This window comes from Variovorax sp. MHTC-1 (assembly GCF_003984645.1).
In the GTDB taxonomy this organism is placed as follows: domain Bacteria; phylum Pseudomonadota; class Gammaproteobacteria; order Burkholderiales; family Burkholderiaceae_C; genus Variovorax.
In genome coordinates, this window is record NZ_RWKI01000029.1 from 1 (window position 1) to 14,128 (window position 14,128).

13 protein-coding genes and 1 pseudogene are annotated in these 14,128 nt (G+C 63.5%); 8 read left to right on the top strand and 6 right to left on the bottom strand.

Annotated elements, in window-relative coordinates:
• Nucleotides 1-511 precede the first annotated feature (511 nt).
• Both EJI01_RS25860 and EJI01_RS25865 read right to left on the bottom strand, forming a co-directional pair.
• Nucleotides 512-2,482 (bottom strand): molybdopterin-dependent oxidoreductase, encoded by a 1,971-nt coding sequence (locus EJI01_RS25860; RefSeq protein ID WP_126839985.1) that lies wholly within the window; start codon nucleotides 2,480-2,482, stop codon nucleotides 512-514.
• Nucleotides 2,483-2,542: 60 nt separating this feature from the next.
• Complete coding sequence (locus EJI01_RS25865; protein WP_221885717.1) at nucleotides 2,543-3,727, bottom strand: thiolase family protein; 1,185 nt, start codon at nucleotides 3,725-3,727, stop codon at nucleotides 2,543-2,545.
• 246 nt (nucleotides 3,728-3,973) lie between these two features.
• Here EJI01_RS25865 and EJI01_RS25870 point away from each other — a divergent pair, with 246 nt between their 5' ends.
• The 6 genes and pseudogenes from EJI01_RS25870 to EJI01_RS29490 all read left to right on the top strand — a co-directional run bounded on the left by EJI01_RS25870 (nucleotide 3,974) and on the right by EJI01_RS29490 (nucleotide 8,115).
• Nucleotides 3,974-4,570, top strand: coding sequence for a TetR/AcrR family transcriptional regulator (locus EJI01_RS25870; RefSeq protein ID WP_126839987.1), 597 nt, complete (start codon nucleotides 3,974-3,976; stop codon nucleotides 4,568-4,570).
• Nucleotides 4,571-4,668: 98 nt separating this feature from the next.
• Complete coding sequence (locus EJI01_RS25875) at nucleotides 4,669-5,373, top strand: SDR family oxidoreductase (protein WP_126840012.1); 705 nt, start codon at nucleotides 4,669-4,671, stop codon at nucleotides 5,371-5,373.
• 12 nt (nucleotides 5,374-5,385) lie between these two features.
• Nucleotides 5,386-6,207, top strand: coding sequence for an oxidoreductase (locus EJI01_RS25880; protein WP_126840013.1), 822 nt, complete (start codon nucleotides 5,386-5,388; stop codon nucleotides 6,205-6,207).
• Nucleotides 6,204-7,190 carry an MDR family oxidoreductase gene (locus EJI01_RS25885; RefSeq protein ID WP_126839988.1) on the top strand — a complete coding sequence of 329 codons (987 nt, stop codon included), beginning with the start codon at nucleotides 6,204-6,206 and terminating at the stop codon, nucleotides 7,188-7,190. Before EJI01_RS25880 ends, EJI01_RS25885 begins: the two co-directional genes overlap by 4 nt.
• A gap of 126 nt (nucleotides 7,191-7,316) precedes the next feature.
• A pseudogene (locus tag EJI01_RS29730) lies at nucleotides 7,317-7,535 on the top strand (MFS transporter); the annotation flags it as partial.
• A gap of 37 nt (nucleotides 7,536-7,572) precedes the next feature.
• The gene (locus EJI01_RS29490; protein WP_260602689.1) at nucleotides 7,573-8,115 is read left to right on the top strand and encodes a 3-keto-5-aminohexanoate cleavage protein; all 543 of its coding nucleotides are present in this window, start codon (nucleotides 7,573-7,575) and stop codon (nucleotides 8,113-8,115) included.
• A 69-nt stretch (nucleotides 8,116-8,184) separates the two neighbouring features.
• Here EJI01_RS29490 and EJI01_RS25900 read toward each other — a convergent pair whose 3' ends face one another.
• The 4 genes from EJI01_RS25900 to EJI01_RS25915 form a co-directional block, all read right to left on the bottom strand.
• A complete protein-coding gene (locus EJI01_RS25900) occupies nucleotides 8,185-8,841 on the bottom strand; it encodes a flavin reductase family protein (protein ID WP_126839990.1) in 657 nt (218 codons plus the stop codon).
• Between the two features lie 27 nt (nucleotides 8,842-8,868).
• Nucleotides 8,869-9,858 (bottom strand): tripartite tricarboxylate transporter substrate binding protein, encoded by a 990-nt coding sequence (locus EJI01_RS25905; RefSeq protein ID WP_126839991.1) that lies wholly within the window; start codon nucleotides 9,856-9,858, stop codon nucleotides 8,869-8,871.
• A gap of 101 nt (nucleotides 9,859-9,959) precedes the next feature.
• On the bottom strand, nucleotides 9,960-11,606 hold the full coding sequence (locus EJI01_RS25910) for an AMP-binding protein (protein ID WP_126839992.1): 1,647 nt from the start codon (nucleotides 11,604-11,606) through the stop codon (nucleotides 9,960-9,962).
• A 25-nt stretch (nucleotides 11,607-11,631) separates the two neighbouring features.
• Nucleotides 11,632-12,225, bottom strand: a complete 594-nt coding sequence (locus EJI01_RS25915; RefSeq protein WP_126840015.1) for a 2-hydroxychromene-2-carboxylate isomerase — start codon at nucleotides 12,223-12,225, stop codon at nucleotides 11,632-11,634.
• A 161-nt stretch (nucleotides 12,226-12,386) separates the two neighbouring features.
• Between EJI01_RS25915 and EJI01_RS25920 the strand changes: the two genes are divergently transcribed.
• Together EJI01_RS25920 and EJI01_RS25925 are read left to right on the top strand one after the other, a co-directional pair.
• A complete protein-coding gene (locus tag EJI01_RS25920) occupies nucleotides 12,387-13,127 on the top strand; it encodes an SDR family oxidoreductase (RefSeq protein WP_126839993.1) in 741 nt (246 codons plus the stop codon).
• Between the two features lie 12 nt (nucleotides 13,128-13,139).
• Nucleotides 13,140-14,126 carry an NAD(P)H-dependent flavin oxidoreductase gene (locus tag EJI01_RS25925; protein WP_126839994.1) on the top strand — a complete coding sequence of 329 codons (987 nt, stop codon included), beginning with the start codon at nucleotides 13,140-13,142 and terminating at the stop codon, nucleotides 14,124-14,126.
• Nucleotides 14,127-14,128 lie beyond the last annotated feature (2 nt).

The window sequence follows — 14,128 nt, forward strand, 5'->3', positions numbered from 1 at the left end:
GACTCTGTTGGCAAGGAACATTTTCTTAGGTTTACTAAGGTTGCGGGATTTTTCCCTAGGTGAGATGGCGTCATTTGCTCGAATTTGAGTTGCGGGATTTTTCGACTAAAAACTTGAGCCAAATTTTCGCCTAGGGCGCCGAACGGCCTCACGTCGCCCTCAGTTTGCAAAGGTTGTGGATACTTCTTCCGAGGCCAGCGGGTCGAATTTGAGAAAAATTCTTGGCTAAAAAAAGTTTCGGCCGTGGTGGGCGCAAAGCGCAAACGAGAATGAGGGCGCCGCACTCTGCGGCGCCGCCCGGTGGCTGCCGTTGTTGGGAAGGAGGCCAACTTCGGCTTCAGACTGTCTGCCGTCCTTCGGATTTGCGGAAGACGCGCGTAGTGGCGGCGTGTGCATCTCGGACACGGGTCAGGCCCCGTCAGTGGTGGGCGATGCGCAAGCGCTACGATATTCGTCCGGATCGTCAGTGGGCCTGGCCGCAGTACCGATACCGGCCTACGAACAGGCCGGCTCACTTCACCCAGTGGGCCGGCGCCTCGATCGCCCGCACATTGCAGGGGATGCCCTTGAGGTGCGGGATGCCCTGTTCCATGTCGAGATAGTCATCGTCATCGGGGCAGATCTGCGCGTCGGCATATTCCCACGCACCTGAGAGCGTGCCGTCGCCTTCCGGTCGTTCCGGCAACCACCAGCCGTGCGGCACGCGCACCGTCCGCTCTGGCATCTCGGCGCGAATGGCGGTCCTGAGCTTGACGCGGCCTTGCGGCGTTACCACTTGGGCCCATTGGCCCTCGACGAGGCCGGCGTGCGCCGCCGTCACCGCGGCGACGAACATCCTCGGCTCCGGACTTCGCGTGCGCAGCGCAGCGATGTGCCGATGCCCGGTCTGAAAGTACTCGTCCTCGCGCACGCCCATGAACATCGTCAGCGGCCAAGCCGGATCGTGCGGCGGCTCGTCGCGCCAGTAAGGCAAAGGATCGAAGCCGAGCTCGCCCAGGATGATTGACCTCAACTCGACTCTGCCCGACGGCGTGGCGAACCCGGCCTGCTCATACTTGCGGTAGCGCGGCTTGTGCAGGTGATAAGGGTGCTTCTCGGCGAACGTCTCGAACGTCATTCCCATGCGCTGCAGCCGAAAATCAAGCACGTCCTCGTTGGTGGCCCATGGAAATTGCTCGCCCAGGCCCATGCGGATCGCCAGCTCGCGCCAGAAGTGATAGACGCCCCGGCACTCGCCGGGCGGTTCGACCACTTTTTGCGAAGGCCGGTAGATTGCGGTCCAGCCGAAAGCGTCGCTGAGGCAATTGCGCTCTAGCCAGGCATCGCCCGGCAGGATGTAGTCGGCCAGCTGCGCGGTGGGCGTGCGGAAGTGCTCGACGGCGACGATGAGGTCCTGGTTCATCATCGCGCGCTGGATCAGTTGCATGTTGGCAAAACTCATCAGCGTGTTGTTGCCCAGCGTGACGAAAGCCTTGACCGGGTACGGGTCGCCGTCGGCCATAGCGCGGAACACGGCCGAAGGATTGGCCATGTAGCTGCCGCTCACGATGTTCGGCCATTCATAGCCCCAAACCCGCTTGGCCGGTTCCCCCAGCGCCGCGGTGCCGCGGTACGTGAACGCAGGATGCTTGTCCGCGCCTAGCTGCTTCGCACGCTGCGCTTCGGGCAGGGCGTCATGTAGTTCGAGCTCCGACTCGTGAATGATGTCGGGATGGAATCCGTGCAGCAGTTCGCCGCCCGGCACGTCGACATAGCCGCAGAGCGCGCGCAGGCTGCACATCAGGCGAATCGCCGACGTGGAGTTGCGCTGCTGGTCGGTGATCGGTGTCCACGGGATCACCGCGGGACCGGTGGTGGCGTACATGCGCGCCGCCTGGGCGATCAGTTCTGGGGCGACGCCTGTAATGGCGGCCACGCGCACCAGCGGGAACTCGTCGACACGCTTTCGAAACTCAGCGAAGCCAGTGGTCCACTTTTCGACGAAGGCTTTATCGTACAGCTCCTCGTCGAGGATGACTTTCAACCAGCCGAAGCACATGGCCGCGTCCGTGCCGGGCTTCAAGGGCAGCCAGAGATCGGCGCGCTCGGCGCTCTCGCTTTTGCGCGGGTCCATCACGATCAGTTTGGCGCCGCGCTCCTGCGCCCGGCGGATGGCGTTGTAGATCGGCGTCCAGGAGTGCTGCTTGGGGTTGTGCCCGAAGAGCACGATGCAATTCGTCTGCGCGTAATCCGGATACGGGTACCAACCGTAGACCATACGGTTGATGGCCGCCGTGTTGCTCGAGCACAGCGCCACGCCGCTGATCCAGTTGGGCGAACCGAGCAGGTTCATGAAGCGCCGCGCGGCGCCACGTTCGCTCATCTCGTCCATGACCACATGACCCGCCGCGTCACACGGGCACGTGAACTCGTTCGCTTCGCCAACGAGCGAGCGGAATCGCAGCTGGAAAGCTGCCCGGTCGCCGTTTGCCTCGAAGCTCACGAAAGACTCCTCACGATGTAACCTCCTTGGCAAAGCGTTTAGCCATGATGACGCGAATGATCAAACGCGCTCGAGGCACAACGCGATGCCTTGCCCTCCGCCGATGCACAGCGACACCACCGCCTTGCTGCCACCCGTTCGCTTCAGCGCGTGGGCGACCTTGGTGATGAGGATCGCGCCGGTGGCGCCGATCGGATGGCCGTGGGCGATCGCTCCGCCATCGATGTTGAAGCGTGATGGGTCGATCTTGAGCTCATCGCGAACCACGATTGCGATGGACGCGAAAGCTTCATTGACCTCGTAGCGATCGACGTCACCCACCTTCCACCCCGCGCGGTCGAGCGCCTGACGGATAGCAGGCAAAGGCCCCAAGCCGAAGAAGCCCGGCTCGACACCTGCCACCGCAACGCTGCGGATGGCGAGCAACGGCGTTAGGCCGGCTTCACGTGCTACCGAACTTTCACAGACGATCATGGCGGCAGCGCCGCCGTTGATGCCGGGTGCGTTGCCTGCAGTGATCGTGCCGTCGGGGCGGAACGCGGGCTTGAGGCGTGCGAGCGTTTCCACCGTGGTGTCCGGGCGGTTTCCTTCATCCGAAGCGAAGATCGTCGCCCCTTTGTTGCCCTTGATCGTCAACGGCTCGATCTCCTCCTGGAACCATCCCGCCACTTGCGCAGCCGCGAACCGCTGTTGACTTTGCGCCGCAAAAGCGTCCTGGGCTTCGCGCGAGACGCCGTACTTCTGCACCAGGTCCTCCGTATGCCAGCCGGAATGCTTGCCGGAGAAGGCGTCGTTCAATCCGTCGAGCAGCAGGGAATCCATGGCCTCGGCATTTCCCATGCGGGCGCCGAAGCGCATGCCAAGCAGCAGGTAGGGCGCGCGGTCCATGTTCTCGACTCCACCGGCGATCACGATGCGCGAAACGCCGGCGAGCACTTCCGCATACGCGGTCGCGACACCTTGGGCGCCGGAGCCGCAGACGCGGTTCACGGTCATGGCGGGTACGCTCACTGGCAAGCCCCCGTGGATCGCCGCCTGCCGCGCCACGTTCATGCCATTGCCGGCTTGCACGACGTTGCCCATCACGACTGAATCGACACGTGCCGGGTCAAGACCGGAACGGCGCAACGTGGTAGCGATGGCATGTGCGCCCAGTGCGGCTGTAGGCGTTGTCTTGAGCGATCCACCGAAACTGGCGATGGCGCTGCGCGCGGGGGAGCTGATGACGATGTCTTTGCTCATGATGCTTGTCCTTGGAGGCTTTCAGGGTGAAATCGCGGAGCGCGCTTGTCAACGAAGGCTTGAACGCTGCTGTCCAGTTGCGTGCCGGTTATGTCAAACGCCGGCATGTTAAAGAACGACCGTTTAGTAAAATAAAGCGTATGCCGTCGCGGCCCTCGTGTCAAGGCGCCGAGCGACTCTTACCATCGGTCGCCAGGGCGCGTGGCCGACAATATGATGAGCATCATATCCTTGCACTAGAATCCGTCCGTGAGCACGACCCGCCAACCTAGCCGCAAGGAATTGAGCCATCAACGCATCGTTGAAACCGCCGCGCGGGCGATCCGGCGCGAGGGCTTCGCCGGTGTCGGCGTCGCCGACATCATGAAAGAAGCCGGGCTGACGCATGGCGGCTTCTACGCGCACTTTCCGTCGCGCGATGCGTTGCTGGTTGAGGCGATCGAGAGCGCAGGGCTCGAGAACGCCAAGAACGTTCTCAGCAGCGCCCAGGACGCGCGACTGCGAGGCATCAGCGCCTTTCACAAACTGGTCGTGGGCTATCTGTCCGAGGCCCACCTGAAGAGCGCTGAAATTGGCTGTGCCGTGGCCGCGCTCGCGTCCGAGATGCCCCGCCAATCGACGGCAGTGCAAAAGGCCGCCGGGCAGAGTGTCCGAAGGATGCTGGATGCTGTGCAGCAGGCATTGCCGCCAGGTGTTGAGCCGGAAGCGGCCGCCTCGATCGCGAGCCAGATGGTGGGCGCCTTGCAGATGGCGCGCGCCCTTGGCGCCAATGCCGAAGGCAAGTCGCTGCTGGCCGCGGTGCGCCGGCAGCTGCTTGCCCAGTACGACACCCGCCGGCACCTTTGACCCATGTGAATTCGGCCTGTCCGGATTTTCCATTCACCAAATATGACGATGATCATATTAGCTGGTTGACCTCTAGCCTATCACCAGGAGACCTCGCCATGAAACTCGACAACGCCATCGTCTTCATCACTGGCGCCAACCGTGGCATCGGGCTGGCCTTCGCACGCGAGGCGCTAGCCCGCGGCGCGCGCAAGGTCTACGCCGGCGCCCGAAACCCGGCGAGCGTCAAACTGGCCGGCGTTGAGCCCATCCAACTCGATGTGACCAACCCTGCCGAGGTTGACGCTGCCGCGGCGCGTTGCGGCGACGTCACGCTGCTGATCAACAATGCGGGCATCGCGAACTTCGGCGGCTTTCTCGCAGACGGCAGTGAAGAATCGGCGCGCGCCCAGCTTGAAACCAATTTCTTCGGTCCGTTGCGCCTGAGCAAGGCATTCGCGCCGGTGTTGGCGGCGAATGGCGGTGGCGCGATCCTGAACGTGCTCTCCATCGCGAGCTGGATCAACCGCCCGGCGCTGGGCACCTACGGCGCCAGCAAGTCGGCAGCCTGGGGCCTCACCAACAGCCTGCGCCACGAACTGCGCGCCCAAAAGACGCAAGTAATCGGCATGCACGTCGCCTTCGTCGACACCGATATGACAACCGCGATCGATATGCCCAAGTCCTCGCCCGACGTGGTCGTGCGCCACGTCCTGGACGCAGTCGAAGCAGGCGCCGAGGAAGTCCTGGCCGACGAGCGGACACGCGCGGTCAAGCAAGGGCTCTCGGCCGAGCCGGGCGTTTATCTCGTGACACCTGCCTGAAAGAGGTCGATGATGAAAAGCAAGGTCGCACTCGTCACCGGTGCCTCGTCCGGCATCGGCCAAGCGACTGCCCAGCGGCTCGCGCACGCGGGCTACAAGGTCTACGGCACCAGCAGGCGGGGCGGCCAGGCGGGAAGCCAACCGTTCGCGATGCTGGCGCTGGACGTCACCAGCGATGAATCGGTGGAAGCCGCCGTGCAGGAACTGATTCACACTGAAGGCCGCATCGACCTGCTCGTGAACAACGCCGGTTTCGGTGTTGCCCCTGCCGCCGCGGAAGAGAGCTCCATCGAGCAGGCCCGCTCGATCTTTGACACCAACTTCTTCGGAATCGTTCGGATGACGCGTGCCGTCGTGCCGCACATGCGCAAGCAGGGCGCAGGCCGCATCATCAACATCGGTTCAGTGCTGGGTTTCCTGCCGATGCCCTATGGGGCCCTGTATGCCGCGACCAAGCACGCGGTCGAGGGCTACTCGGAGTCGCTCGACCATGAACTGCGCACCCGGGGCATTCGGGTTTCGGTCATCGAGCCCGCCTATACCAAGACGCGGTTCGACGCGAATTTCGCGGAGCCGGACGCCAAGCTCGATGAGTATCGCGAGGTGCGAGCGGCTCTGGGCAAAACCTTGAACGAGGTGGTGGCGGCAGCCGACGAGCCGGCCGTGGTGGCAGACGCGGTCCTGAAAGCGGCAGCCGCTTCTCGCCCGAAGGTGCGCTACACCCCCGGGGGCCTTGCCAGCCGCCTGCGCTTCCTGCGCAGGTTCGCTCCGTCCGGGCTGCCGGACTCGGGAATCCGAAAAGATTTGAAACTCGACTTGAGGGCTGCATCATGACATTCAAAGCACTACTCGCCACCCAAGACGGTAAGACGGTTTCGACCCGCGTGGTCGACATGAGCGAGCAAGATCTCATGCCTGGGGACGTGTCGATCGCCGTCGACTATTCGACCGTCAACTACAAGGACGCGCTGGCGATCAGCGGCCGTACTGACGTCATCAAGACGTTCCCACTGATCCCGGGCATCGACCTGGCGGGTACGGTCGAGGCATCGTCGTATCCCGGTATCGCAGTCGGGGACCGTGTGGTCGTCAACAGCTGGGGGTTGAGCCAGACACACCACGGCGGCTATGCGCAGAGGGCGCGCGTCAAGGGCGAGTGGGTAATCAAGCTCCCGGAAGTATTCTCGACCTGGGATGCGATGGCCATCGGCACAGCCGGGTATACGGCGATGCTATCGGTCCTCGCGTTGGAACATGGCGGGATTACACCCGACCGTGGCGACATCATCGTCACTGGCGCGAATGGCGGCGTCGGCTCGATCGCGATTGCGCTTTTGTCGGACCTCGGCTATCGCGTCATCGCGTCCACGGGACGGCTGCAGGAAAGCCAGTACCTTCGCGATCTCGGCGCGGCCGAGATCCTCGATCGCAAGACCCTCTCGGAAGCAGGCGCGCCCATCGCGAGGGAAAGATGGGCCGGCGCCGTGGATTCCGTGGGCAGCTACACCTTGGCCAACGTGCTGGCGCAAACGAAATATCGCGGCGTGGTGACGGCGTGCGGCTTGGCTCAAGGGCTAGATCTTCCGGCATCGGTGCTGCCCTTCATCCTGCGCAACGTGACCCTCGCCGGCATTGACTCGGTCAATGCCCCGCAGCACGTTCGCGTCGAGGCATGGTCGCGACTCGCCCGCGACCTGGACCTCGCCAAGCTCGCCCGCACGACCCAGGTCATCGGCCTGGCCGATGTGCCCGCCATCGTCGGGAGGATCTTCGAGGGACAGGTTCGCGGCCGCACCGTCGTCGACGTCAACGCCTAAGGGGTTGAGCAGGGGCATCGGCCACTTTGTGTGCATGACTTGGCCGAGCACCTACTGGCCAGTCTTGAAGAGGCCGAGGCTGGGACCCCGGCACAGGAAATTGGGGCGTGGCCTGCCATCCTGCTGGTGCTTCTGCGCTGCATCCAAGGCCTTGCCATGGGTGGCGAGTGGGCCGGTGCGACCGTCGTGACGGCGGAGTTGGCACCGGTACACCGGCGCGGGTACTACGGCATGTACCCACAGCTCGGACCAGCGCTTGGATTCTTACTTTCCAGTGCGACTTTCTTGCTCACGACTCTCACGATGAGCGACGCTGCGTTCCTCTCGTGGGGATGGCGGGTTCCCTTCCTGGCCGAGCGCATCGCACCAGCCAAGCGGGTCTCTGACTTCGCTCAACATGGGCAGCATGAACTTCTCGATGCACCCTTCGGCAGCAAAGTACAGCGAGTGGAAGTTCGACGGGGAACGCGATTACCTGAGCTTCGACAGCTACATCTTCCGCAATACTTTTCGGGACATCGCCCTGGTGGCTCGGGAGCTGGGCGAAGGCGAGGGCGTCAAGTTTGAGCACGAGTGCTATGACGTTGGGCACCTCTACAACCTCAAATTCTGCATCGACACGGGCATGTTCAAGCCGCCGGTCCTCATCCAGTTCGTCCTGGGCATCCTAGGGAACCACGGTCTCGATATCGCCACGCCGACCGAAGCCCGCGCGATGCAAGGGCTAAAGGGTCCCGACCGTATCAGTTCTGACATCTCGAGGTCCGCTGTGCGCGATATCGCCGGCCGCACCGAGGATTCCTTTGGGGGGATCTGCCGAAATCGGGTTACGGGAAGTGCCAAGAATGACTTTCGGCAGCAGGTCTTCGACCGGGAGTGGCCTTTGGCGGCCTGGGGCCTATCGCCTTCAATTGCGCGCCCCTGACCTTCCTCGACTCGGGTGTTTCGACGATTGCCTTTCACGACATGGCACGTGCCGTCTCTGCGGATGTTGCTATCCCTTGCCATGCGACGACGGGCTGCTGGCGCCCGCGAGCCGCCCGATCTGAAAGACGTTTTCTGGCGATACCTGCACATAGTCGTTCAGCCCGCCGGACCGCATGATCGGATAGGCCTCGGCTGTCTGATAAACGCCGTCTCTCACGAGTGCCTTGTCGATGTATACGGCCACCACCTCGCCCAACACGAGCCAGCCACTTACCTTTTCGCCTTCGGTATTTCGGAACTGCACGATGTCGATGACCTTGCATTCCATGGCTGCGCGGCTTTCGCCCACCCGCGGGACGTTGACCTTGCGCCCGGCCACGGCCGTAAGGCCGGCAAACGGGAACTCGTCTTCCCCGTGCGGAAGCGGTGATGAGGTCTGGTTCATCTGGTCCCCCAGTTCACGGGTGACCAGGTTCCAGGTGAACTCGCGCGTTTCTGATGCGTTTTGAACGCTATCTTTCCACGCGATCGAAGAAAATCCGATGATCGGTGGGTCGTAGTTGAACGCGTTGAAGAAACTGTAGGGCGCGAGATTGACCCGCCCCTGCGTGTCGCGCGATGAGATCCAGCCGATGGGCCGCGGGGCGACCAACGCATTGAGCGGGTTGTGGCTGAGCCCGTGGCCGTTGGCGGGCTCGTAGTAGTGAAAGTCTCGAACGGTCATTGTGTGGGCCCTTCTCGCGCGGCCGCGTTATTGCGGCACCAGGTTAAGGGTCTTGGCGATGTTGATGAACTTTTCGTTCTCTGCACGCAAGAAGGCCGCTGCCTGCTGCGGCGTCATGGAGTCCAGCTTGCGCAAGCCCTGCGCGTTCACGAGCGCGAGAAATTCCGGACTGTCGTTCCACTCGTGGAAGGCCTTGTTCAGGCGCGCGACAACGCTATCGGGTGTACGCGCGGGTGCGAGCAAGCCCGCCCAGATGCCGAACTCGAAGCTCTTGAATCGCGCGTGCTCGCCGAGCGTCGCGAGCTCCGGCAGGAGCGGATGTCGCTTGGTGCTCGCGATGGCGATGGCCTTGATCCGCCCGGTCTGAATCATTCCCAGGATCGGCCCCCCAAGAGGTACAAACGCGAGGTCCACGTCGCCGCCGCCGACGGCCGTGGCAATGGGAGCGATGCCTTTGTACGGCACCTCCAGCAACTTGACGCCGACCCGCTTCTGCAACTCATCGGCCGCAAGATGAGCGAGCGAGGCCTGGCCCCAGTGGGCAATGGACAACTCCTTCGCGCCAGGCTTTTGCATCTGTTCGACGAGCGCGCTGAGGTTGTTGAAAGGGCGGTCGGGATGACTGACGAGGACCATGTCCGCGCTGCCGAACGAACCGATGAGCTTGAAGCTGTCGGACGTGTACTTGGCCGAAGCGACCGTGAGCGGCGCCACCGCCAAATCCGTACCGTTAGTGGCGAGCAGCGTGTATCCGTCGGCCGCCGCGTTCAGCACGTTCATCGCCGCGATGGAGCCGCTCGCACCGGGCATGTTGTCGACTACCAGGTTTTGTCCAAGGGCGCGCTGCAACACGGGTACGGATGGCCGTACTGCAGCGTCGACCCCGGCCCCGGCCGGGTAACCGATCTTGATCAGGATGGGTTTGATCGGATAGGGCTGCGCGGTGGCGGCGGCGGCGCCGCAAAGCGCGACCACAACAACCGCAGCATCAAAGAGTCTGCGAGTCAGTGTTTTCATGTTTGTCTCCATGCACCGGTCGGAACCGGGCAAAATGTTGTGAATAGAAGGGTTATCCGTTGAGGAGATCGCGCGCTGAGTCAGCGCATATGCCGAGCTGTTCAGCCCACCGAGACACTCTGCGGCCGCAGCTCCTTTCGCAGGATCTTGCCCACGGCTGACTTCGGCAAAGCCTCAACGAAGGTGATGTGGCGCGGCACCTTGTAAGGCGCAAGGAGCTTGCGGCAGTGCGCTTCGAGCTGTTCAGCCACCAACCCGGGTGAGCGGCGAACCACGAACACGTGGGGTGCCTCGGCCGATCGCTCGTCCGGCACGCCGATGCACGCGCATTCGAGCACGTCAGGGTGCATGGCGACCACACCCTCGATCTCGTTGGGATAGACGTTGAAGCCGGACACCAGGATCATGTCCTTCTTCCGGTCCACGATGTACATCAACCCTTGCGCATCCATCGTGACGACATCGCCGGTCTTGAACCAGCCGTCGGCGGTGAATGCCTTGCGGGTCTCCTCTTCCCGATTCCAGTAGCCCGCGAACACCTGCGGTCCCTTGATAAGCAACTCACCCGGCGTGCCCAGCGGGACCGGTTGCCCAGCGTCGTCAACGATCAGGACGTCCGTCGATGGTACGGGCGCGCCAATGGTGCCGTTGCGACCCGGGGCGTTGAAGGTGACGCTAGGCGAAGTTTCGGTGAGTCCATATGCTTCGGTGATCGGCGGGCCGCCTGCCTCCACCCACTTCTTGGCGACAGCCGCCTGGATCGACGCGCCTGCGCCGATGACCAGGCGGCAGCGGGAGAAATCTACCTCCGGAAGTTCAGTCGAGGCCACCATGGCGTTGAACATCGTGTTCACGCCGATCAACATGTCGAAGGGTGCCCGCTGCAACTCGTCGCACAGCGCCTTGCTGTCGCGCGGATTGACAACAAGGCGGTTGTGGGCGCCGCAGGTCAGGGCCATCAAAGTCATGCCAAGCGGGAAGATGTGGTAAAGCGGCAGCGGCGTAATCAATTCCATGCCTTCCAGATCCAATACGAGCCGCAGCCAGGATTGCATCTGCAGCACGCTCGCAAGCACATTGCGGTGCGTCAGGGACGCCCCTTTCGAGACGCCGGTGGTGCCGCCGGTGTACTGCAGGAAGGAAAGGTCCGAGGGTTGGACTTGGTGGGAGACGAAACCGGATGGCGGCAAGGCCGAAATCGCATCGCGCAGCGATACGACCCGGGCGTCCCGGCTGCCGGCCTGCGCCGCGGACTGGGCGGCGGGAGCGAGCAGTACCTGCCTCACGCGTTGGATGGGTACTGTCAGGACATGGCGCACCTGCGTCTGGTCCAGCACCTCGCTTACTAGCGGCACGAACGGCTCTCCGGCGAGCAACAAGGCGGCGCCGGAGTCGCCCAGCTGGTGGAGCAACTCGCGGGTCGTGTAGAGGGGATTCATGGTCACGCCCACCATGCCGGAGCGCAGGATCGCAGCCAAAGCCACCGGATAGAGCAGGTTGTTGTGCAACAGGAGGGCGACGCGATCGCCGCGTTGGAGACCTGCAGCCTGCAACGAGCGCGCGAGCAGCGCCGATGCACGTTCCACCTCGGCAAAGGTAAGGGATTCACCTGCGCAGCTGACCGCGGTGCGCGAAGCGTACCGCGCAAAGGCTCGCTCGAGTAAGGTCACGAGCGTCTCGCTCTCCTCAATGTCCAGGTCTCGGGAAAGGCCGGCTGGGTAGGCCGCATGCCAGAGTCGTTGTTCCATGGTTGTTTCCTGATGACGCCGGTGCTCAGGCCGCCAGCGCTTCGCGCACGAAGTCCATCCGGTCCTGGCCGAAGAACATCTGGTCGCCGACGAAGATCGTCGGGGCCCCGAACACGCCGCGCTTGACGGCTTCCTCGGTCGTGGCTTTGAGCGCGGCCTTGGTCTCCGGGTCCTGCGTCAGGCGCTCGATCTCGGCCGGATCGAAGCCGCCGGCCTTCAGGATGTCGGCCGTGAGCTGCGGCTCGTTCAGGTTGAGCGCATCGATCCAGAGCGCCTTGAACACGCAGCCGAGCAGTTGCTGCAACTGTTCGGGGCGGCGCAGCTGGACGCCGGTAGCCGCGCGCATCAGGAACAGGGTGATGATCGGGAAGTGCTTGTTCTCCTTGAACGGCACGCCGTAGCGGCGGGCGTGGCGTTCGTAGTCCATCTGTACGTAGCGCCCCTTGACCGGGATGGTGGCGGGCGAGGCGTTGCCCGTGGCCTGGTAGACACCGCCGAGCAGCATCGGCCGGTAAACGAGTTCCGCGCCGTGGCTCTCGCACATTCCGGGCAACTGCGTCCAGGCCAGGTACGAGGCCGGGCTGCCGACGTCGAAGAAGAAATCAACGGTTCTGCGCATCATGGTTCCTTTAAAATAACGAGCGTTTGGTAAACGAACGCTATGTCAGTTCCAGGCGCCTGTCAACGGGACTTGTCCGGCCCACCAATTCTTGTTTGACAAACGATCGTTCATTGCTTATCGTTGCATAACTGAACGACCGTTATTTAAAGGAGAGACACATGGACAAATCGACAGACCCTCGCGGCGTGGCGCTTGTCATTGGCGCAGGCGACGCCACCGGCAGTGCGATCGGCGCGCGATTCGCTCGCGAGGGCTATGTGGCGTGCCTCACGCGCCGATCGGCAGACAAGTTGGAGCCCGCGGTGGAGCGCATCCGCGCCGCCGGCGGCGCGGCATTCGGCTACAGCAGCGATGCGCGCAAGGAGGAGGACGTCGTCGCGCTGATCGACCAGATCGAAAAAGAGCGCGGCCCGATCGAGGTGTTCGTGTTCAACATCGGCGCCAATGTGCCCAGCAGCATCCTGGAAGAGACGGGACGCAAGTACATGAAGATATGGGAGATGGCCACGTTCAGCGCTTTCCTCAACGCGCGCGAGGTCGCCCGCCGGATGGTCGCGCGCGGCCGCGGCACCATGCTCTTCACCGGTGCGACGGCCGGAATTCGGGGCTCGGCCAACTTCGCGGCATTTGCCGGCGCCAAGCATGCCCTGCGAGCGCTCGCGCAGAGCATGGCGCGCGAACTCGGGCCCAAGGGCATCCACGTTGCACACATTGTGGTGGACGGTGCGATCGACACGGACTTCATCCGCACGCAGTTCCCCGAACGCTACGCACTGAGGGAACAGGACGGCATCCTGAAGCCCGAGCATATCGCGGAGAACTACTGGTACCTGCACACGCAGCCGCGTGATGCCTGGACTTTCGAGATGGACCTGCGCCCTTACATGGAAACCTGGTGAAAGAAGAACCCAATGAAGACACGCATCACTGAACTTTTCGGCATCCGCCACCCCATCATCCAGGGCGGAATGCACTACGTCGGCTTCGCCGAGCTCGCCGCGGCGGTGTCCAATGCCGGCGGCCTGGGGCTGATTACCGGCCTGACCCAGAAAACACCAGAGCTGCTGGCGAAGGAGATCCGCCGCTGCCGCGAAATGACGGACCAGCCGTTCGGGGTGAACCTCACGTTCCTGCCCACACTGGCCTCGCCGCCGTACCCCGAATACATCGCCGCCATCGTCGAGGGCGGCGTGCGGATCGTCGAGACCGCCGGGCGCAGCCCGGAGGCGTACATGCCCGCGCTGAAGAAGGCCAGAATCAAGGTCATCCACAAGTGCACCTCGGTGCGGCACGCGCTGAAGGCCGAAGCCATCGGCTGCGACGCGGTCAGCGTGGACGGGTTCGAGTGCGGCGGCCACCCGGGCGAGGACGACATGCCCAACATGATCCTGCTGCCGCGCGCGGCGGAGGAGCTGAAGATCCCGTTCGTGGCGTCCGGCGGAATGGCCGACGGCCGCAGTTTGGTGGCGGCGCTCGCTCTGGGCGCCGAGGGGATGAACATGGGCACCAGGTTTGTGGCCACCCAGGAAGCGCCGGTTCACCAGAACGTGAAGGACGCGATCGTCGCGGCGACCGAGCTCGACACGAGGCTCGTCATGCGCGGCCTGCGCAACACCGAGCGCGTGCTGACCAACTCGGCGGTCGAGCAACTGATCGAGATCGAGCAGGCGAAGGGCGACGATCTCAAGTTCGACGACATCATGGAACAGGTCGCCGGTGTCTACCCGCGCGTGATGGTGGAAGGCAAGATGGACGCCGGCGCCTGGAGCTGCGGCATGGTGGTCGGGCTGATCCGCGACATCCCCACGGTGCAGGAACTGATCGATCGCATCATGGACGAGGCCGACCAGCTGATCACCCAGCGGCTTGCGGGGTTCCAGGAACCCGTCCCAGCCTAGGC